20 protein-coding genes and 1 tRNA gene are annotated in these 20,618 nt (G+C 55.5%); 13 read left to right on the forward strand and 8 right to left on the reverse strand.

Annotated features, from left to right (window positions below):
- Positions 1-58: 58 nt before the first annotated feature.
- The 4 genes from KI617_RS08740 to KI617_RS08755 form a co-directional block, all read right to left on the reverse strand.
- Positions 59-1,963 carry a putative bifunctional diguanylate cyclase/phosphodiesterase gene (locus KI617_RS08740; RefSeq protein WP_226451613.1) on the reverse strand — a complete coding sequence of 635 codons (1,905 nt, stop codon included), beginning with the start codon at positions 1,961-1,963 and terminating at the stop codon, positions 59-61.
- A gap of 6 nt (positions 1,964-1,969) precedes the next feature.
- Entirely contained in the window at positions 1,970-2,962 is a 993-nt protein-coding gene (gene moaA, locus KI617_RS08745; protein ID WP_226451863.1) for a GTP 3',8-cyclase MoaA, read from the reverse strand.
- Positions 2,963-3,240: 278 nt separating this feature from the next.
- Positions 3,241-3,555 carry a hypothetical protein gene (locus tag KI617_RS08750; protein WP_226451614.1) on the reverse strand — a complete coding sequence of 105 codons (315 nt, stop codon included), beginning with the start codon at positions 3,553-3,555 and terminating at the stop codon, positions 3,241-3,243.
- Between the two features lie 248 nt (positions 3,556-3,803).
- Positions 3,804-3,879 (reverse strand) — tRNA-Asn (locus KI617_RS08755).
- 76 nt (positions 3,880-3,955) lie between these two features.
- On the opposite strand from KI617_RS08755, the gene KI617_RS08760 reads away from it, so the two are divergent.
- Positions 3,956-5,650: an AsmA family protein gene (locus tag KI617_RS08760; RefSeq protein ID WP_226451615.1), complete on the forward strand. Its 1,695-nt coding sequence runs from the start codon at positions 3,956-3,958 to the stop codon at positions 5,648-5,650.
- A gap of 51 nt (positions 5,651-5,701) precedes the next feature.
- On the opposite strand, the gene KI617_RS08765 is transcribed toward KI617_RS08760, so the two are convergent.
- Positions 5,702-6,910, reverse strand: a complete 1,209-nt coding sequence (locus KI617_RS08765) for an amino acid aminotransferase (protein ID WP_226451616.1) — start codon at positions 6,908-6,910, stop codon at positions 5,702-5,704.
- A gap of 76 nt (positions 6,911-6,986) precedes the next feature.
- Between KI617_RS08765 and uvrB the strand changes: the two genes are divergently transcribed.
- Both uvrB and KI617_RS08775 read left to right on the forward strand, forming a co-directional pair.
- Positions 6,987-9,059 carry an excinuclease ABC subunit UvrB gene (uvrB, locus tag KI617_RS08770; protein WP_226451617.1) on the forward strand — a complete coding sequence of 691 codons (2,073 nt, stop codon included), beginning with the start codon at positions 6,987-6,989 and terminating at the stop codon, positions 9,057-9,059.
- The gene (locus KI617_RS08775; protein ID WP_226451618.1) at positions 9,056-9,538 is read left to right on the forward strand and encodes a low molecular weight protein-tyrosine-phosphatase; all 483 of its coding nucleotides are present in this window, start codon (positions 9,056-9,058) and stop codon (positions 9,536-9,538) included. Before uvrB ends, KI617_RS08775 begins: the two co-directional genes overlap by 4 nt.
- 62 nt (positions 9,539-9,600) lie before the next feature.
- Here KI617_RS08775 and KI617_RS08780 read toward each other — a convergent pair whose 3' ends face one another.
- A complete protein-coding gene (locus KI617_RS08780; protein ID WP_226451619.1) occupies positions 9,601-12,204 on the reverse strand; it encodes an Rne/Rng family ribonuclease in 2,604 nt (867 codons plus the stop codon).
- Between KI617_RS08780 and KI617_RS08785 the strand changes: the two genes are divergently transcribed.
- From KI617_RS08785 to KI617_RS08805, 5 genes are all read left to right on the forward strand, one after another.
- The gene (locus tag KI617_RS08785) at positions 12,194-12,352 is read left to right on the forward strand and encodes a hypothetical protein (RefSeq protein ID WP_226451620.1); all 159 of its coding nucleotides are present in this window, start codon (positions 12,194-12,196) and stop codon (positions 12,350-12,352) included. The two genes, KI617_RS08780 and KI617_RS08785, sit on opposite strands and share 11 nt — an antisense overlap.
- Positions 12,353-12,602: 250 nt before the next feature.
- Positions 12,603-13,607 (forward strand): RluA family pseudouridine synthase, encoded by a 1,005-nt coding sequence (locus KI617_RS08790; RefSeq protein WP_226451621.1) that lies wholly within the window; start codon positions 12,603-12,605, stop codon positions 13,605-13,607.
- Positions 13,604-14,254 (forward strand): HAD family hydrolase, encoded by a 651-nt coding sequence (locus tag KI617_RS08795; RefSeq protein WP_226451622.1) that lies wholly within the window; start codon positions 13,604-13,606, stop codon positions 14,252-14,254. Before KI617_RS08790 ends, KI617_RS08795 begins: the two co-directional genes overlap by 4 nt.
- Before the next feature lie 50 nt (positions 14,255-14,304).
- Positions 14,305-14,592: a Rieske (2Fe-2S) protein gene (locus KI617_RS08800; protein ID WP_226451623.1), complete on the forward strand. Its 288-nt coding sequence runs from the start codon at positions 14,305-14,307 to the stop codon at positions 14,590-14,592.
- Positions 14,585-15,547 carry a S49 family peptidase gene (locus KI617_RS08805; protein ID WP_226451624.1) on the forward strand — a complete coding sequence of 321 codons (963 nt, stop codon included), beginning with the start codon at positions 14,585-14,587 and terminating at the stop codon, positions 15,545-15,547. The genes KI617_RS08800 and KI617_RS08805 overlap by 8 nt, the downstream gene beginning before the upstream one ends.
- 3 nt (positions 15,548-15,550) lie before the next feature.
- On the opposite strand, the gene KI617_RS08810 is transcribed toward KI617_RS08805, so the two are convergent.
- Positions 15,551-16,258, reverse strand: a complete 708-nt coding sequence (locus tag KI617_RS08810; RefSeq protein ID WP_226451625.1) for an SAM-dependent methyltransferase — start codon at positions 16,256-16,258, stop codon at positions 15,551-15,553.
- Positions 16,258-16,839 carry a Maf family nucleotide pyrophosphatase gene (locus KI617_RS08815; protein ID WP_226451626.1) on the reverse strand — a complete coding sequence of 194 codons (582 nt, stop codon included), beginning with the start codon at positions 16,837-16,839 and terminating at the stop codon, positions 16,258-16,260. The genes KI617_RS08810 and KI617_RS08815 overlap by 1 nt, the downstream gene beginning before the upstream one ends.
- 55 nt (positions 16,840-16,894) lie before the next feature.
- Here KI617_RS08815 and KI617_RS08820 point away from each other — a divergent pair, with 55 nt between their 5' ends.
- From KI617_RS08820 to fabD, 5 genes are read left to right on the forward strand one after another with little or no spacing between them, the layout of a single operon-like run.
- The gene (locus KI617_RS08820; RefSeq protein ID WP_226451627.1) at positions 16,895-17,440 is read left to right on the forward strand and encodes a YceD family protein; all 546 of its coding nucleotides are present in this window, start codon (positions 16,895-16,897) and stop codon (positions 17,438-17,440) included.
- A 19-nt stretch (positions 17,441-17,459) separates the two neighbouring features.
- Positions 17,460-17,639 (forward strand): 50S ribosomal protein L32, encoded by a 180-nt coding sequence (gene rpmF / locus KI617_RS08825; protein WP_226451628.1) that lies wholly within the window; start codon positions 17,460-17,462, stop codon positions 17,637-17,639.
- Positions 17,640-17,695: 56 nt separating this feature from the next.
- Positions 17,696-18,715 (forward strand): phosphate acyltransferase PlsX, encoded by a 1,020-nt coding sequence (gene plsX / locus KI617_RS08830; protein ID WP_226451629.1) that lies wholly within the window; start codon positions 17,696-17,698, stop codon positions 18,713-18,715.
- Positions 18,716-19,675: a beta-ketoacyl-ACP synthase III gene (locus tag KI617_RS08835; protein WP_226451630.1), complete on the forward strand. Its 960-nt coding sequence runs from the start codon at positions 18,716-18,718 to the stop codon at positions 19,673-19,675. It begins immediately after the preceding gene.
- A gap of 14 nt (positions 19,676-19,689) precedes the next feature.
- The gene (gene fabD / locus KI617_RS08840) at positions 19,690-20,616 is read left to right on the forward strand and encodes an ACP S-malonyltransferase (protein ID WP_226451631.1); all 927 of its coding nucleotides are present in this window, start codon (positions 19,690-19,692) and stop codon (positions 20,614-20,616) included.
- Positions 20,617-20,618 lie beyond the last annotated feature (2 nt).

The following is a 20,618-nucleotide window of genomic DNA, read 5'->3' on the forward strand; positions in this document are numbered from 1 at the left end:
TCTTTACTCTCTTGGGGCTGGTCAGCGATCCGGCGACCAGTATCGGGATGTGCAAGGTTTATCCCTGATTGTCCGGACTGATAAGAAACTTTTCGGTAAATTCCGGGGCGGGAAGGGCGCGGCTGATCAGGTAGCCCTGGATCACGTCGCAGCCCAGTTTTTCGAGTTGGCGGCGCTGGGTCTGTGTTTCCACCCCTTCGGCCACCACATCGAGTGACAGGCTCTTGGCCATGGCGATGATGGCCTTGACCATCGGCTCGCTGCCTACCGATCCATCGTCAAGGATCAGGTTGTTGATGAAGGATTTGTCAATTTTCAGGGTGGTGATCGGAAGGCGTTGCAGATAGGAAAGGGATGAATAGCCTGTCCCGAAATCGTCGAGAGCGATCATCACGCCGGCGGCATGTAGATGCAGCAACTCCTCGATGCTGAAATTTTCCCCATCAAGCAATACTGATTCGGTAACCTCGACTTTCAGTGCACAGGCGGGCAGCCCGGCCAATTGCAGTTTCTCGAGAATCAGCTCGGCAACTGAAGATCGCCAGAACTGACGTGGCGACAGGTTAATGGCAATCGGTGGGGCGTTTAGATTCATCGAACGCCATTCGAGAATTTGGGCAATAGTGTTCTCGATAACCCACTCACCGATCTGGATGATCAGGCCACTATCTTCAGCGACGGGAATGAAATGGTCCGGCGGGATATATTTTGTTCCGTCATGCCAGCGTAGTAGCGCTTCAGCCCCCGTCAGCCGGCCATCCGATGTCGCGACCTGCGGCTGAAAATGCAGTTCCAGCTGGTTTTCAGCCAGTGCATGGCGCAATTGCGTTTCCAGCGACATCCGGAAGGTAATGCGTTCGTTCATTAACGGCGTGTGTGAACGTATCGTGTTGCCGCCAGCTGCCTTGGCCTCGTACATGGCCGTATCGGCATGTCGGAGAAGGGTTTCGCCATCGGCAGCATCTGCAGGAAACAGGCTGATACCGATGCTGGCCGTTGTGAAGAAATCGCTCTCGCTACCGCTGATGGGGGTGGTCAGCAGTTCCTTGAGCAACATGGCTGCCAGAAATGCCGTATTGACATCGTCGACTGGATTGGCCAGCACGATAAACTCATCACCGCCCTGGCGATAAAGACTGCAGCCGGGGGGCAGTCCTGAGAGCAGGCGCTGCGTCACCAGTTGCAATAGCTGGTCCCCGGCTCGATGCCCCAGCGTGTCATTGATGTTCTTGAAACGATCCAGATCGATGAACATGACAGCCAAGCGGGAATTATTTTCACGCGCCGCTTCGATGGCTGCCTGGAGTTTTTCGGCGAACATCAGGCGATTCGGTAAACCGGTCAGGCTGTCGTGCTGGGCAAGAAATTCAAGTTCCTCCTGATGCGCCCGCATTTCGGTAATGTCGGTTACCGATCCGACCATCTGGTAGGCCTGCCCGGTGCTGTCACGAACCGCCAGGCCACGCGACGCAATCCAGCGGTAATTGCCATCGTTCGCCAGAACACGGTATTCGCAGTAAAAAAAATCGCTATTACCCTTGAGGTGGTCGGCGACTGCACGGTTGTAATTGCCAACATCGTCCGGGTGAACCAATTTTAGCCAGGCATGGGTATCGGGTAGAAAGTCTTCGCGGTAACCCAGTATCTCCAGCAATCGGGGGCCGACATGCAAGGCTTTGGTGATTGGATCCCATTCCCAGAAACCATCGTGGGCAGCTAGCATCGCCATGTCGTAAGCCCGGCGAACAGCCTGAAAAACATGCCAGTCACGGTAGGCTTGGAAGGCTATGCCGCTCAATGCGGCGATGAGCAGGATCGCTGTGATCGGGCTGGGGAAATACAGGAAAGTGGCAATGCCGGCAAATGAGGCCACTACGACGATAAGCGTCAGTAGCGATGAGTTTAGGCGGCGATGTTGCAGCGACGACGATCGGGAAAGCTTGGAAAGTCCGAGTCGCTGCATATTGGGCTATCCCCCGGTCATCGACATGAAACGTATGACTTGCGGGGAATCCATTTGCTGGGTGAAATCGTGGCCAAAGGGTTTTATCCCCATGCTATCAACGATGGCCTGACGTACGGCAGCATCGTCATTTCCGGCGCGGAGTGCTGGCAACAGGTTGGTGGCATCATTTTGACCAAGGCAGGGATAGAGTTCGCCCTTGGCGGTAATCCGCACCCTGTTGCAGGTATCGCAAAAATTGTGGCTGTGCGGGGAAATGAAGCCAATGCGCGATTCACTACCCGGAACGCGCCAGTAACGAGCTGGCCCTCCTGAATTTTCTGCAGAGGGGATTAGCTCGAAATGTGGCTTCAGCATTTCCCGGGTTTCCTCGGATGAAATGAAGGTGTTGTTTCGCCCAAGGATTTCCCCAAGCGGCATTTCCTCAATGAAGGAAATATCCAGCTCCCGGTCGATGGCAAAACGAACCAGATCGACGAACTCGTCATCGTTGGTGCCACGCATCATCACCGTGTTCAGCTTCGTTCTGCGGAAGCCGGCCGCGCCCGCAGCCTCGATGCCGCGCAGCACTTTGGCCAGATCGCCGATGCGGGTAATTGCCCGGAAGCGATCAGCTTTCAGGGTGTCCAGGCTGATGTTGATGCGCTTGACGCCTGCTGCATACAAAGGCGCTGCAAACTTCTCCAGTTGAGAGCCATTGGTCGTCAGTACCAAATTTTCGAGGCCGGGCAGGGCGCCGAGTCGTTCGATCAACCACATGGCCCCTTTGCGAACCAGCGGCTCGCCGCCAGTAATCCGCAGCTTGCTCACGCCCAGCCCGACGAAGACTGTAGCGATACGCAGGCACTCTTCGAGGCTCATGACTTCCTTTCGGGGAAGGAAGGTCATCTCTTCGGCCATACAGTAAGTACAACGAAAATCGCAACGATCGGTTATCGACAGGCGAACGTAGGAAATCCGCCGCCCATATTTATCGAGCAGTGTCCCTTCACTATGCATGCCAGTTGTTGTGGCAATAGCAGGGGTGAAATTGGCAAGTCCGGCCGGTGTGAGTTCCGGCCTGAGGGTTTCGTTTTGCATGGCGGACGATATCGTTGGCGAGTCGCAAGCGCGGACTGGCATCTGGGCAGCGATTATCAGCGCCAGACAGCGACCTAACAAGTAGAGAGATCAAAAAACGAAAAGTTCGCAAGCCGTCGAAATTGGTCGAATCAACATGCCTCTAGCACACAGTTGGTCTGGATGTGGCGAATCAAGGTTTAGCAGGAGCCGGGTATTCAGGCCGCCACTCGGTTCATCAGCAAGGTAAGTTCGGGGTAAAAGCCCAGTCTGCTGAGTTCGATTCGGCGTCCGATTTGAACCGATTCAGCCACCTCGCGTGCGGCGGTTGATTGTTCGATAAGTAATGGGAAGGTTTTTCTTGCATCGACCAGGGAAAAAATCCCGATCAATACGGCGCCGCATGACTTGTAATAGGCAGCGTCCACTCGAACGAATCGTGCTCCGTTGTCGCAGGCATCCAAATACGTCGATGCAGTGGTTGCAGTAGCTTCAAGCGCATTGAGCGCAGACTGGCTGAAATAAGATGTCATGGCGGCACTCCTTTCGGGGCCTATGAACTCTAATGAGTCGTACGTTAGAGAAGCGACATCTTTCTGTCGTGGAACTATTTCACGAACAGGGTGGGGAAATGCTTGAGACGCTGTTTGAAGGTAGGCTTATTTGAGACATCAGGTGAGCGAGGGGCAACGAAGAGTCACAAATATGGTTCTTGAGCGGGATTTTTTATCTGAAAAAGGAAAAGCCCAACCAATTGGCTGGGCCTTTTTCTGTTGTATTCTGGCTCCCCGACCTGGGCTCGAACCAGGGACCTACGGATTAACAGTCCGGCGCTCTACCGACTGAGCTATCGAGGAACAGAGGAGCGCATTATAGGAGTAGAATGCCCTAGTGTCAAGCGTTTTGTGACTTTTGAAGAAGAAAAATACTGCCATGGATCCCAATTTAGTCTACGCAAAAACCCCCACCGGTGATGAGGCGGTGCGTCAGAGTACTCGTGTCGTTCAGCGCAATTTGCGCATGGTTCTGGTGCAGGTCGATGGGAAAACAAGCGTCGGGGAACTGGCGGGCAAGATTGGTAATCCGCGTCTGGTCGAGTCCGCGTTGCGCGAATTGGAAGAGGGTGGGTATATCGCGCCCACCATTGAAGCGGTATCGGTTTGGGAGGAGAGCAAGAAGGCCGCCAAGGCGGAGTCTAAGCAGCAGGCGGCTCTCGCCATGTCGCAGTTTTCCGTATTCGGACCAAAGTCTTTAGGGGCGCCCGACTCAAAATCCGATTCAGCCTTTGGGAGCAATTTTTCCTCTTTCGGAAAACCTATTCTTCCTGCTGCAGGCAAGGTAAGTGCAGAAACGGTCAAGCGACCGTCCGGAGCCGATGAAAAGCTGGAACCCAAGGACCGCACAGCCGGGCGCCCACTATTGTCCTGGCGCTTCGCTGTGCTTGGATTCGCGGGTTTGTTGGTTACGCTGCTTGGCGCACTGCTGGTCTTTCCCTATGAAAGATTCAAACCAGCCCTTGAGGCCTCTCTTGCGCAATACCTTCAGACCCAGGTCAGGATCGAAGGGGTTGGTGTCGCTTTTTTTCCGACGCCTCAACTTAAGCTGACTGACGTTCGGATTGGAAATCCGGCCGATGGAAGTGTCGCAGAAGTTCGTATTTCCTCCCCTCTTTCCCTGCTTGGAAACCCTCCATTTCAGATTTCACGCGTCGACGTTATCGGCGCCGCACTGGCAGCCAATCGATTTGTTGCCATGCCATTGCTTAATGGCGAAGCAGTGGGAAGCGGCATCGCTATTGTCAGAAAAATACATATCGATCATTCACAACTGATCCTGAGCGATGGTCTAGCCTTCTCTGATATCTACGGGGAGATTCGCTTCGGCGCAGACGGAGTGGTTGAAAAGGCGACTTTTGAGACGAATGATCGCAGCCTTCTCGTTGACGCACGCCCCGGCCCTTTGGGGATTGCCTTGAATATTGAAGGGCGCGCCTGGAAGCCCTCCGGAACTGCCATTTCGTTCGCGTCGCTACAGGCCAAAGGGGTGCTGCAGAAGGACAGGCTGCTTATTCAGAATATCGACACCACCTTCCTTGGCGGCATTCTCAAGGGCGACTGGTTGCTTGATTGGAGCAACGGGCTTGCCATGGCTGGAGACGGTACGCTGAGCCGAATTGATACTCGCAAACTTTCGGCCGCACTTGTTCCTTCCTTGAAAATAGAAGGTGACATGAGTGGTTCTGTTCGATTGCGCTCGACGGGGCGTGACTGGGAAAGTCTGTGGAGCAATTCTGAAGGCGTCCTGAACACTGAAATTACTCGGGGAGCGCTCAATGGGGTCGACCTTGGTGAGGCGGCACGGCGCAATGGGGTCTCTGACGTTCGTGCCGGGGCGACCAAATTTGATCGACTGCGCTCAACGATAACGATTAACCCAAGGCAGGTCATCGGCCGGGACGTTCGTATGGATGCCGGAATGGTGACAGCTTTGGGACAGTTCGTTTCCAGTCGTGATGGACAAGTCGAAGGCAGTATGGCCGTTACTCTGCAAACTTCGGTCTCCAGCGTGCATGCGCCGGTTCGCGTTTTCGGTACCTTGCCAGATCTGAGCGCAACTACCCGAAAATAAAAAAGGGCGGAACCTGAGTGCCGCCCTTTAGGCCAATCGATTTTGAGTCGATCAGGCCTTGGTTACAGCGGCAATCGCCTTCGCCACGTAATCCAGATTCTTGGTGTTCAGCGCAGCCAGGCAGATACGACCGGTTGATACGGCATAAATACCGAACTCTTCACGCATGCGTTCGACCTGTGCAGCCGTCAGGCCGGTGTAGGAGAACATGCCGCGCTGCTGGGCAACGAACGAGAAGTCCTGGGCCACACCTTGAGCCTTGATGGCATCGACCAGGCCAGTGCGCATGGCACGGATGCGGTCACGCATGCCGGACAACTCGGTTTCCCACATCTGACGCAATTCAGCAGAGGCCAGTACGCCAGCAACCAGAGCACCGCCATGGGTCGGCGGGTTGGAGTAGTTGGTGCGGATGACGCGCTTGACCTGTGACATGACGCGAGCGGACTCTTCCTTGCCTGCCGTGACGATGGACAGGGCGCCAACGCGCTCGCCATACAGCGAGAAGTTCTTGGAGAACGAGCTGGAAGCAAAGAATTGTAGGCCGGAAGCCGAGAAGGCACGAACTGCTACCGCGTCAGCATCGATGCCATCGGCAAAACCCTGGTAGGCCATGTCGAGGAAGGGGACGAGACCGCGTTCCTGACAGATGGCAACAACTTCGCCCCACTGTGCATCCGACAGGTCGGCGCCTGTCGGGTTGTGGCAGCAGGCGTGCAGAATGATGACCGAGCCAGCATCCAGTCCCTTCAGGCAGGCCTTCATGCCCTCGAAGTTGACGCCACGCGTGGCGGCATCGTAGTACGGATAGTTTTCGACCACGAAGCCGGCAGATTCAAACAGGGCGCGATGGTTTTCCCAGGATGGGTCGCTGATATAGACCTTGGCGTTCGGGTTCAGTCGCTTCAGGTAATCGGCACCAATTTTCAGGGCACCCGTGCCGCCAAGGGCCTGGGCGGTAATAACCTGGCCATTGGCGATCAGGGCGGAGTCTTTGCCGAGCAGCAGATTCTGGACGGCAGAGTTGTAGGCCGGGTTGCCTTCGATCGGCTGATAGCCGCGTGGCAGCGCTGCCTTGACGCGGACGTCCTCGGCAGCCTTGACGGCAGCCAGCAGCGGAATCTTGCCGTTGTCGTCGAAATACACGCCGACACCAAGATTCACCTTGGTAGTGCGCGCATCAGCATTGAAAGCTTCATTCAGACCCAGGATAGGATCGCGCGGGGCCATTTCCACCGCAGCGAAGATCGAAGAGGACATAGAGACTCCGTGGAATAATACGAATAATGTTCGCGCAGCCAACCGGCTACGCGACGAGAAACCGAAGAATTTTAACATGAGCGAAACCAACACCGGCACGCCCGTCGTCACCTTCGAGGGTAGCCCATACCGATTGCATCAACCCTTTCCGCCGGCTGGCGACCAGCCCGAGGCGATTCGACAACTCGTCGAGGGGCTAGGTGATGGTTTGTCATTTCAGACGCTGCTTGGCGTTACCGGCTCGGGCAAGACTTATACGATGGCCAACGTAATTGCCCGTACCGGTCGTCCGGCCTTGGTGCTGGCCCCGAACAAGACACTGGCGGCGCAGTTGTACTCAGAGTTCAAGGAATTCTTTCCAGAGAATTCCGTCGAGTACTTCGTGTCCTATTACGACTACTACCAGCCGGAAGCCTACGTCCCATCTCGCGACCTGTTCATTGAGAAAGATAGCTCGATCAATGATCACATCGAGCAGATGCGCTTGTCTGCGACGAAAAGCCTGATCGAGCGACGGGATGTGGTGATCGTCGCCACTGTTTCCTGTATCTACGGTATCGGCGATCGTGACGAATATCACAACATGATCCTGACCATGCGTGTCGGAGACAAACTGGATCAGCGCGCCATCGTCAAGCGCCTGACCGACATGCAGTACGAGCGCAACGAGATGGATTTTCACCGAGGAACCTTTCGGGTGCGTGGGGACGTCATCGACGTTTTTCCGGCCGAACATGCCGAGCACGCCATTCGGATTTCTTTGTTCGACGATGAGCTTGAAGGCCTGCAGTTCTTTGACCCGTTGACCGGTCACCTGCTGCATAAGGCGTTGCGCTTTACCGTTTTTCCGGCTTCGCACTACGTTACGCCACGCGCCACGGTACTTCGCGCCATTGATGCGATCAAGGATGAGTTGCGCGAACGGATTGATTTTTTCACGCGCAACAACAAATTGGTCGAAGCTCAGCGGATCGAGCAGCGCACCCGCTTTGACCTCGAAATGCTCGATCAGATCGGCTTCTGTAAAGGCATCGAAAATTACTCGCGGCATTTCTCGGGTCGCAAAGCAGGGGAGTCACCGCCCACACTGATCGATTATTTGCCGCCAGATGCGTTGATGTTCATCGATGAGTCGCACGTTTCCATCGGCCAGGTCGGTGGCATGTACAAAGGCGATCGCTCGCGTAAGGAAAACCTGGTCGACTACGGTTTTAGATTACCGTCGGCCTTGGATAATCGACCGCTGCAATTCAACGAGTTCGAGGCGCATATGCGCCAGACAATCTTCGTTTCGGCGACGCCTTCCGATTATGAACAACAGCACGCCGGCCAGGTTGTCGAGCAAGTGGCCAGGCCCACCGGGCTGATTGATCCGGAGGTCATCGTGCGTCCGGCCTCAACCCAGGTGGACGATTTGCTGGCCGAGATCGGCAAGCGGATCGCTGTTGGTGAGCGCGTTTTGGTTACGACGCTGACCAAGCGCATGTCCGAAGATTTGACCGATTTCCTGGCGGATAACGGCATCAAGGTGCGCTACCTGCATTCGGACATCGATACGGTTGAGCGTGTCGAAATCATCCGCGACCTTCGCCTCGGCGAGTTTGATGTGCTGGTTGGTATCAACCTGCTGCGCGAAGGATTGGATATCCCGGAGGTTTCGCTGGTGGCAATTCTTGACGCAGACAAAGAGGGGTTTCTGCGTTCCGAGCGTTCCCTGATCCAGACAATCGGCCGCGCGGCGCGCCATATCCATGGCACGGCTATCCTCTATGCTGATACAGTTACGCAATCCATGCAGCGTGCCATTGCCGAAACCGGCAGGCGCCGAGAGAAGCAAATTGCTTTCAATCTGGAGCACGGTATTACGCCGCGCGGGGTGTCCAAGAAGATCAAGGACATCATCGACGGTGTTTATGATGCCGAATCGGCCCATACGGAGCTGAAGGCGGCGCAGCAGCAAGCGGCTTACGAGGCCATGGATGAGAAGGCGGTGGCCAGGGAAATCAAGCGTCTCGAAAAATTGATGATGGAGTGCGCTAAAAACCTGGAATTCGAAAAAGCGGCGGCGGCCCGCGACGATCTGTTCCGGCTCAGGGAACGAGTATTCGGCGCGGCTCAGCACGACCTCGACGGAGATGGGACAAAATGAATTATCGCGTGCTACTCGTCTGCATGGGCAATATCTGTCGCTCCCCTACGGCGGAGGGGGTTCTTCGTTATTTCATTAAAATCAATAATCTCGGCGATAAAGTTGAAGTGGATTCTGCTGGAACGCATGGCTATCATGTGGGCGAGGCACCAGACTCTAGAACCCAACGAGCAGCTTCGGCTCGCGGCTACAATCTGTCGCAACTTCGGGCACGCAAGGTGGCACGCCAGGATCTGGATTACTTCGATTTGGTGCTGGCCATGGATAAAAGTAATCTCGATAACCTGCAACGCATGGCAACACCAGAGCAGCAGAAGCGTCTCGGATTGTTCATGGATTATGCGAAAAATTTTGACGATGACGAGGTGCCTGACCCTTACTACGGCCTAGGTCACGGATTCGATCTCGTGCTTGATATGGTCGAAGACGCATCGCGCGGCCTGATTGAAGAGATCAAGCAAAAACTGGGACGAAGTTGACCCATTCATGAAAACAAAAAGGGGCACCCTCGGGTGCCCCTTTTTGTTGGTTGCTCCAGCCTTTATTTGGCGGTTTCAACCATGACCAGCGATTCGCTTTCGGCCTGATCGACCGCAGGTTTTGCCTTGCGTGGGCGACCCAGCTTGGCCGGTGCTTCGGCTTGAGCCACAGCGACTGTGGCGGAAGTCGTCTGAACCATGACCAAGCCGCTTTCAGCCAGTGTTGCTTCAAGATTCACTGGTTCTGCTGCGACCGGGGTTGGTGCTTCAAGCTTCGGGCTTTCCTGAACCTCGACCGCAGGCGTTTCAGTGATTTCAACTGGAGCAGCTTCGATAACTTCTGCAGCCTGAACCGGTTCAGCAATGGCCGCTATGGCAACCTGCTCGATAGCCGGTGGTGCAACTTCTACGGCGACCACTGCAGGTTCGGCCGCGGGAATCACAACCACAACCGGTTCTTGGTTGGCTGGCTCAACAGCTAACTCGGTTGTCGCTGGTAGCGCCTCGGTAACCGGTGTGGCGTCAGCCTCGTTGCGACGCTCGCCACGACCACGGCCGCCACGACGACCGCGGCGACGATTGCCTTGCTCTTCGTTGCCCTGTGCATCAGGCGCATCGTTGCCAAGCAGCGGAGCAACAGCGGCATCTGTGATCGCTGATTGCTGGACCAACTTGTTTTCAACAGCTTCCGGTTGCTGGCGTTCGCCACGTTCCTTACGTTCGCCACGCGGACGGCGTTCCTTGCGTTCGCCATTCGGTGCCGGTGTTCCGTCCTGCGGAGCCTTGTCGGCTACATTGCGGTCCTTGCGCTCAGGACGTTCCTTGCGTTCGCCGCGCTCTTCGTCACGACGATTGCCGTTGCGGCCGCCACGACGGCCATCACGACGGCCATCACCGCGAGCTTCGCGCGGCTTCTTGGCCGGCTCCGGAGTTGCGACTGGCTCGACTGGCTTCGGAGAGGAACGGAACCACGAGAAAATCTTCGAGAACAAGCCACCTTCTGGCTGAACAGGGGCGGCAACGGGTGCTTCTGCCTTTTCCGGCATGATCGGTGCGGGCTGGTCAGGAGAAATGCCTTTGATCGCAGCTTCCTGGCGTGGCTTGGCGGCCTCGGCCTGGGTTGCCTGCTTGATGGCTTCCTCAATCGGCATGTCGACCATCTTGTAGGAGGGCTCACGAAGATCATCCTGGTTCAGATCGTCGTGGCGCAGGCGGGTGATGGTGTGTGCCGGCGTTTCGAGGTGAACGTTCGGGATCAGCAGGATGGTGACCTTGTGGCGCAGCTCAATAGCCTGGATATCCGGGCGCTTTTCGTTGAGCAGGAAGGTGGCAACATCAACCGGAACCTGAACATGCACGGCACCCGTGTTTTCCTTCATCGCTTCCTCTTCGAGAATGCGCAGGATGTGCAGTGCAGCTGATTCGGCAGAGCGGATGTGGCCAGTGCCAGTACAGCGCGGGCAGGGGATGTAGCTGGTTTCGGCAAGCGCCGGGCGCAGACGCTGACGGGATAGTTCCATCAGGCCAAAGCGGCTGATTTTGCCCATCTGAACACGGGCGCGGTCGAAACGGAGCGCATCGCGCAGACGGTTTTCGACTTCGCGCTGGTTCTTCTGATTTTCCATGTCGATAAAGTCGATCACGATCAGGCCGCCCAGGTCGCGCAAACGCAACTGACGGGCCAATTCTTCAGCGGCTTCCTGGTTCGTCTTGAACGCGGTTTCTTCGATATCGGAACCCTTGGTGGCGCGACCGGAGTTAACGTCGACGGCGACCAGCGCTTCAGTGTGATCGATAACGATAGCGCCACCGGACGGCAGATTGACCTGGCGAGCGAAGGCAGTTTCGATCTGATGTTCGATCTGGAAGCGCGAGAACAGCGGCACATCATCGCGGTAACGCTTGACGCGATTGATATTGCCCGGCATGACTGTGCCCATGAAGGCGCGGGCCTGCTCATAGACTTCGTCGGTGTCGATCAGGATTTCGCCGATATCCGGCTGGAAATAGTCACGGATGGCCCGGATAACCAGGCTGCCTTCCAGATAAATCAGGAAAGCACCACTCTGTTGCTGGGCGGCGCCGTCAATGGCGGTCCACAGCTGCAGCAGGTAATTCAAGTCCCACTGCAGTTCTTCGGCCTGACGGCCAATGGCTGCAGTGCGGGCAATCAGGCTCATGCCGTTGGGCACTTCCAGCTGATCCATGACATCGCGCAGCTCTGCACGTTCGTCACCGTCAACGCGACGGGATACACCACCACCACGCGGGTTGTTCGGCATCAAAACGAGATAGCGGCCTGCCAGAGAAACGTAGGTGGTCAGGGCTGCGCCCTTGTTGCCACGTTCATCCTTGTCGACCTGGACGATCAGTTCCTGACCTTCCTTCAGCGCATCCTGAATTCGGGCGCGACCAGCTTCTGTGCCCGGCTGGAAGAAGGCGCGGGAAACTTCCTTGAAGGGAAGGAAACCGTGGCGGTCAGCACCGTAATCGACGAAGCAGGCTTCGAGCGACGGTTCGATGCGGGTAATGACACCCTTGTAGATGTTACTTTTTCGTTGTTCCTTGGCGGCGGACTCAATGTCGAGATCAATCAGTTTCTGACCATCGACAATGGCGACACGGAGTTCTTCCGCCTGTGTCGCATTGAATAGCATGCGTTTCATTATTTTCGGGCTCCAGCGCACAGCAGCACGCTGCAACGAAACGCCCTTACAGGCAGCGACAGTTTCAGTTATCGGGTTGCGTCATAAATGGTGGGCAAAGGCGATGGTGAATGTGCTGATCAACAAACGGTTGCGTGCTTTTTATTGAAATGCGCAACCTGAAAATTCCTGCAACGGGCAATCCGTGCGTGCTTACAGTGGGCTTATCCATTAACATCACTACTTTTGGTGAGTGAACTTAACCAGTCGTTTCACGTTGGTCTGGCCTGTGCAATTGGCATAGGTGAGACTTCGGAACCTGCCGTATGGCGGTCGCGCATTGAGCGCGAGGGCAAACGGTCTGACGGTTCGGCATCTCTTGCAAACCGAGACGTAAAACGTGGGCAGTATATTAGAAAATGAATGGTGCAGGTAACAATTCAGTGACCCATGTCGAGGTCGGCGAAGAAGAGCTGGGCCAGCGCCTCGATAACTTCCTGATCCGGCGCTGCAAGGGTGTTCCGAAAAGCCATATTTACCGGATTTTGCGGAGCGGAGAAGTCCGCGTGAACAGCAAGCGGGTTGATGCAACGTATCGGCTTTGTGTTGGCGACAACATCCGCATTCCCCCGATCCGTATTGCCGAACGACCACAGAACGAAGTTGATGAGGCTGCCAAGAAGCGGGTTGATCTGCCGATCATCTACGAAGACGAAGCCATGCTGGTTATCAATAAGCCGGAAGGTGTTGCTGTGCACGGTGGTAGCGGAGTCAGCTTTGGGGTGATTGAGGCTTTGCGCCGGCAGCGCCCAATGGCCAAGTTTCTTGAGTTGGCGCACCGCCTCGATCGTGAGACCTCCGGTGTTCTTCTTGTCGGCAAGAAACGTCTGGCACTGACCGCGCTGCACGACATGTTCCGAGAGCATGGTGCCGGCGCAGATAAGCGCTATCTGGTGTTGGTTAAGGGGCGCTGGATGAACAGTACCCAGCATGTGAAATTACCTTTGCACAAATACCTTACTGAGGGTGGCGAACGGCGTGTTTCAGTTGATCCGCAAGGTAAGGCTTCGCACACGGTATTCCGACTTCTGGCGCGCTGGTCTGAGGTAAGCCTGCTGGAAGCGCAATTGAAGACGGGGCGTACTCATCAGATACGTGTTCATCTGGCACACCTTGGTTTTCCTATTCTTGGCGACGAGAAATACGGAGATTTTGCGCTGAACAAGGTGCTCAAGCGCGACGGACTAAAGCGCATGGCGCTGCACGCTTGGCGCATGGCTTTCCGACACCCTCTGACAGCGGCGGAACTGGAGTGTGTTGCGCCGTTGCCAGATGGGCTGGGAAGCTACATTGCTGGACTCGACGCACAAAAGCACCGGGAATTCACTGCTGAAAATCTTGAATCGATACTTGCTAGCCGATGAAATACGAACTGATTGTTTTTGACTGGGACGGAACCCTTCTTGATTCCGCCGGAGCCATTGTTCAGGCCATCCAGGCTGCCTGTCGCGACCTTGACCTGGCGGTGCCGGACGATAACCGGGCTCGACATGTCATCGGCCTCGGGCTTGTGGATGCGCTGCGTCATGCCGTGCCCGAATTGATGCCAGATCGCTATCAGGCGATGGTTGATCGTTACCGTTACCACTACCTTGCAGGCGACCACCGGTTGACTTTGTTCAGTGGTGTTCCGCAGATGCTGGAGCGCTTGCATGCGGCTGGACATATTTTGGCAGTTGCAACAGGCAAGAGCCGGGCAGGGCTGGAGCGCGCCCTGGATCATTCCGGCCTTAGGCCGTTGTTTCAGGCGTCTCGTTGTGCCGACGAATGTCATTCAAAACCGCATCCACAAATGCTGGCAGAGTTGACGGCGGAATTTGGCATTGCAAATGAATCAACTGTCATGATTGGTGATACTTCGCACGATCTGCTGATGGCCAGCAATGCCGGTGTTGATAGTTTGGCGGTGACTTACGGCGCACATGCTCATGACCATCTAACGGAATATAAACCGGTTGCCTGCCTGCACAGCGTAGGGGAGCTCGATCTGTGGCTCAGAGATTTCGCCTGATTTGTTCGGCGGAGGCCGTTGTCGAGGCGGGTAGGGGTTTTCGTTTTCTCGTGGTGCGCTACGGTCGTGAGGTTTCGGCCTTCGTGGTTCGCTTTCAAGGGCAGGTTTATGGCTATTTGAACGAATGCGCTCATGTTCCTGCCGAGCTCGACTGGCTGCCCGGCGAATTCTTTGATGATTCCAAGCTATACTTGATTTGCTCGATTCATGGCGCGCTTTATGCTCCAGAAACGGGCAGGTGTCTCGGCGGTCGCTGTTCGGGTAAGGGGCTAAAGCCAGTGATGATGCATGAGATTGATGGGCAGATTTTTTTAGAACAAGACGACAATTATGGATAACCCCCAACCGCCTAATAACGACTCCGCATGGGAGCGAAAAACTCTGGAGAAGCTTGTTTTTGCTGCGCTTGATGAGCAGCGAACTCGGCGCCGCTGGGGGATTGCTTTCAAGGCGCTTGGTTTTGTCTATCTACTTGTCGTGTTGATCGCTGTTGTTGACTGGGGAACTGGTGCTGAACATCAGGAGCGCCACACTGCCTTGGTAAATCTGAATGGTGTCATCGAGGCCAAGGGTGAAGCTAACGCCGAGAATTTGATCGCTGCCTTGAATGGCGCCTTTGAAGAAAAAAATGCCGTTGGCGTCATTTTGCGTATTAACAGCCCAGGGGGGAGCCCGGTTCAAGCCGGTATCATCAACGACGAAATTCGTCGTCTGCGCGGGAAATACCCTGACAAGCCGCTCTATGCCGTAGTCGAGGATATGTGTGCTTCAGGCGGCTATTACGTTGCTGCAGCGGCGGACAATATTTACGTGAATAAAGCCAGCATCGTTGGCTCAATTGGGGTGCTGATGGATGGTTTCGGGTTCACTGGTACGATGGATAAAGCCGGTGTCGAACGCCGCTTGCTGACGGCTGGTGAAAACAAGGGTTTTCTCGATCCTTTCTCGCCTCAGGCTCCCCAGCACAAGGCGCATGCCCAGCTTCTGCTCGATGATATTCACCGGCAATTTATTGATGTAGTGAAGGCTGGACGCGGCAAGCGCCTCAAGGAAACGCCAGAAATGTTTTCTGGGCTGATGTGGACAGGAGTTCAGAGCGTGCAGCTTGGGCTGGCCGATGACTACGGCAGTGTTGACTCGGTGGCGCGTGATGTCATCAAGGCAGAGAAGGTCCTTGATTACTCAGTCAAGGACAATATTGCCGAACGCTTTGCCAAGCGCCTTGGGGCGAGCACCTTCGCGGGTTTCTGGAAGGGTTTCTCGGAAAGTGCTCTTGGGGTGCGCTTGTACTGAAATCTAGGCCAGTAGTAAAAAAACTGTAGGACGCCGCTCGATTTCGGGCGGCGTTTGCTTTTTCCACTGCTGAATTGTGCGAGTCAGCACAAATTCTCCGGGTAGCGACAAGTCGGTTGCTACCGTCAGGCGCGTGCCAGGCTGGCAGGCTTGGAGGATGGTGTCGAACATGGTGCGATTTCGGTAAGGCGTCTCAATGAATATCTGTGTTTGAACGCGCTTTCGCGATTCGCTTTCCAAATCGCGCAACGTCTTTGAGCGCTCGATTTCCTTGGCAGGAAGGTAGCCCTGAAAGGCGAAGCGCTGACCATTGAGTCCTGATGCCATGAGTGCCAAAAGTAGCGAAGATGGGCCAATGAGTGGCACGACACGAATATTTTCTTTCTGTGCCAGCGCGACCAGGTCGGCTCCCGGGTCGGCAACTGCAGGGCAGCCGGCCTCAGAGAGCAGACCAATGTCGTGCCCGGCGCGTAATGGTGAAAGCAGGTGGTCAAGCGTATCGGCGCGTGTGTGCTCATTCAGCTCTGCCATTTGTAGTTCTTGCAGAGGCTTATCGGTACCGACTGCTTTAAGAAAGGCGCGCGCCGTCTTGGCTTGTTCGACAACAAAGTGGCTCAATGGTCGTACGGTTGCCAGTACGTTGGGGGGCAGGGAGTCCTGAGGTGCTGTCGGACCAAGCGGCACCGGAATCAAGTAAAGGGTGCCGGTCATCAAAGTACCACCACGCCTTGCTTGCGCAGCATGTCGCACAAGGCAATTAGTGGTAGGCCGACCAGTGCATTCGGGTCATCGCCTCGCATGCTGCTCATTAACGCGATGCCCAAACCCTCTGATTTGGCCGACCCGGCACAGTTATATGCAGGTTCCCGGCGCAGGTAGTTTTCGATTTCCTCGCTATTCAGCTCACGAAAAGTGACTAGTGTCGGAATTCCGCGGACCTCAAACTCTCCCGTTCTGGCATTTAACAGGCATAAACCAGTAAAAAAATTGACGGTTTTTCCTGATAAAGCATGAAGTTGCTCGACGGCACGCTCGTGACTTCCAGGTTTTCCATAAACTTTGCCGTCAACCGTGGCAACTTGATCGCTACCGATGATGATGGCTTCGGGGTGGGTTTGAGCAACAGCCCTGGCTTTTGCTTCTGAAAGCCGCAATGCCATAGCCTCGGGGGCTTCGTTGGTAAGAGGACTTTCGTTGGTTTGGGGGTTGGCAACTTCAAAGGCCAGGCCGAGTCGGCCCAGCAGTTCCCGGCGGTAAGGGGAGGTTGAGGCGAGGATCAGTTTTGGTGGCATGAAAGACTCGTTACAACAAAGCGTTGCGTTGACTACTTGAAGCGGCACTTTGTTTTTGACTTGGAAAGCCAAAAATAATATCATCCGTCGTTTAAGTCGCAACAGCTCAAGATTGAAAAGAATTTCGGACGCATTCGCATTTGCCAGAGATGGCCGTGTTCTCAAAGGAACGCTGGCTGTCGCTGACCTTGAACGCCTGCATGATCTGCTGACTGAGGTCTCGGGTGAGGTTGCTTTCCTTGTCAGGGGGTATCAAGGCGAACGTGGCGAGTTCATGCTGCATCTGGAGGTCTCGGGGGTTCTCCCGTTGGCTTGTCAGCGTTGCCTGAACGCCGTTTCTTTTGATCTTGATGTCGATAGTCTGCTGGAACTTGTTCCCGAAGGCGCCGAGTTATCGCAAGATGAACTGGAAGACGACACCCGAGATTTTCTGCCGTTGGTGAGCGAGCTGGATGTGGCTGAGTTTGTCGAGGACGAGATCCTCCTGGCTCTGCCGGTGGCGCCGCGGCATGAAGAATGTGGCTTGCCTGGTGCGGCAGATGCTGGCGATCGGATCAATCCGTTTGCGGCGCTGTCCGGACTTAAAGGCAAACCGAACTGATTTTTTTTGGAGTATCAACATGGCCGTTCAACAAAACAAAAAGTCCCCTTCCAAGCGTGGCATGCACCGCGCTCATGACTTCCTGACCAATCCGCCGCTGGCTGTCGAATCGACCACCGGTGAAGCTCATCTGCGTCACCATATCTCTCCGACCGGTTTCTATCGCGGCAAGAAGGTTCTCAAGAGCAAGGGCGAGTAATCGTTCATTAGAAGGCAGGCCGCTCGCCATGAGCTGCCTGCCTTTTCTTTTGCTATATGACAACCCGCATTGCCATTGATTGCATGGGGGGTGACCACGGTCCGTCAGTGACGGTCCCGGCGGCCATTCAATTTCTTGCGGAGCATCCGTCAGCTAATCTCGTCCTGGTCGGCCAGGAGGAGGTTTTGCGCCCGTTGCTCGGCAATCATGCGAACGATCCTCGCATCCGCCTTGTCCACGCCTCCGAAATTGTTGGCATGGATGAGTCGCCAGCACTCGCCTTGCGTAACAAGAAGGATTCGTCCATGCGGGTGGCCATCAACCAGGTCAAGACAGGTGACGCAGATGCTTGTGTCTCGGCCGGTAATACTGGTGCGTTGATGGCAATCTCCCGCTTTGTCCTGAAAATGCTTCCTGGCATCGACCGGCCGGCAATTTGTGCTCCGCTGCCCACTGTCAATGGCCATACGCACATGCTGGATCTTGGTGCTAATGTCGATTGCGGTCCGGGGCATCTGCTCCAGTTTGGAATCATGGGAGCCATGCTGGTTGCCGCCATGGAGCACAAGGATCAGCCGACTGTCGGTATCCTTAATATTGGTGAAGAAGAAATCAAGGGTAACGAGGTGGTCAAGGCTGCGGCCGAGTTGCTGCGTGCCTCCGATCTCAACTTCATCGGCAATGTCGAGGGTGACGGCATCTATAAAGGCGGCGCTGATGTCATCGTTTGTGATGGTTTTGTCGGAAATGTTGCCCTGAAGACTTCCGAAGGCTTGGCTCAGATGCTTGCCTCTTCGCTACGCAGCGAATTCAAGCGCAACTGGCTGACCAAGCTGGCGGCCTTGATTGCCATCTCGGTACTCAATAATTTCAAAAAGCGTTTTGACCACCGCCGTTACAATGGCGCGATTCTTCTCGGACTCAAGGGCATTTCGGTCAAGAGCCATGGCTCGGCCGATATTCTGGCTTTCGGGAATGCCATTTCGCGTGCCTATGACGCGGCGGAAAACCGGGTTGTCGAGCGCATTTCCAGTCGAATAGCAGCGATGATTCCTGTCGCCGTGGAGAACGTCTGAATGTATGCACGCCTGAGTGGCACCGGTAGTTACCTGCCGGGCAATCCTGTCAGTAACAGTGAGTTGGCGGCGCGTGGCATCGATACTAACGACGAGTGGATCGTCAGTCGTACCGGTATCCGCAGTCGCCATCTCGCGCAAGTTGGAACCACTTCAAGCGAACTTGGCTTGATAGCCGCGCAAAAGGCGCTGGAAATGGCTGGCGTGGCTGCTGTCGATCTTGATTTGATCATCGTCGCCACTTCGACACCCGATTTTATCTTCCCGAGCACCGCCTGTCTTATCCAAGGCAAACTCGGTAACAAGGGGGCGGCCGCCTTTGATGTGCAGGCAGTCTGCGCCGGTTTTACTTACGCTCTAGGCATTGCCGAAAAATTCATTTGCTCCGGCAGTCACAAAAAAGCCTTGGTCATCGGCGCCGAGGTGTTTTCGCGCATCCTCGACTGGAGCGATCGCGGAACGTGCGTCCTGTTTGGTGATGGGGCTGGAGCTGTGGTGCTTGAGGCTTCCGATAAACCTGGCATTCTCGCTACTGCCATGCATGCCGACGGTAGTCAGAACACTATTCTGAATGTGCCGGGGCAGATTTGTGGTGGTCAAGTGACTGGTGACCCATTCCTGCGTATGGATGGCCAGGCCGTTTTCAAGTTTGCCGTGCGTGTGCTGGCTGATATTGCTGAGGAGGTATGTCTGGCCGCCGACATTCAAACCAGTGATGTTGATTGGCTGATCCCCCATCAGGCAAATATTCGAATTATCGAAGCGACTGGTAAGAAGCTGGGCGTTGATCGCGACAAGGTGATCGTTACCGTTGACCGCCATGGCAATACTTCCGCAGCCTCGGTGCCACTGGCGCTTGATGAAGCGGTACGTGATGGGCGTATCCAGCGAGGCCAGAAAGTGCTGCTGGAAGGCGTTGGCGGCGGTTTTACTTGGGGCGCTGCCCTGCTTGAATTCTGAACGAGGGGGCAAAAATGTCTTTTGCATTCGTATTTCCCGGTCAAGGCTCCCAAAGCGTTGGCATGATGGCAGCTTACGGCGACGCTGCTGTAGTCCGTGCCACGTTTGATGAAGCCTCTGCTGCACTGGGTGATGATCTTTGGGCAATGGTAGCCAATGGCCCGGCGGAGTTGCTGACCCAAACGGTTAACACGCAGCCTGTAATGTTGACGGCAGGTATCGCTGTTTGGCGACTGTGGCAAGAGAAAGGCGGCAAGAAGCCGGCTGTTCTCGCTGGCCACAGTCTCGGCGAGTACTCGGCACTTGTCGCGGCCGGTGTGCTCGGCCTGAAGGACGCTGTTCCTCTGGTTCGCCTGCGTGCCGCCGCCATGCAGGAAGCTGTTCCGGTTGGAACCGGCGCCATGGCTGCTGTACTTGGACTGGATAATGCTGGAATTGCCGCTGCTTGTGCTGAAGCAGCGCAGGGCGAAGTGGTTGAGCCGGTTAATTTCAATGCCAACGGTCAAACTGTTATCGCCGGTCACAAGGGTGCTGTCGAGCGCGCCATGGAGGCTTGCAAAGCCCGTGGTGCCAAGATGGCCAAGGCCCTTCCAGTTTCCGCACCGTTCCATTCGTCTTTGATTCGGCCTGCAGCTGAAAAGCTGGCTGCTCGGCTGGCCGAGTTGTCGCTGAATGCTCCGCTAATTCCGGTTATCAACAATGTTGATGTTTCAATCGAAAATGATCCGGGGCGCATCAAGGATGCCTTGATTCGTCAGGCCTACAATCCTGTACGTTGGGTCGAGACCATTCAGGTAATGGCTTCGCTGGGTGTTTTCACGGTTCTTGAATGTGGCCCTGGCAAGGTGCTGGCCGGCCTGACCAAGCGTTGCGCTGACGGTGTCGTCGGTGTGGCGCTGGCTGATGCGGCCTCCATTGAAGCTAATCTGGGTCTGGAGTGATC

The organism is Ferribacterium limneticum (genome assembly GCF_020510625.1).
Taxonomy (GTDB): Bacteria; Pseudomonadota; Gammaproteobacteria; order Burkholderiales; family Rhodocyclaceae; genus Azonexus; species Azonexus limneticus_A.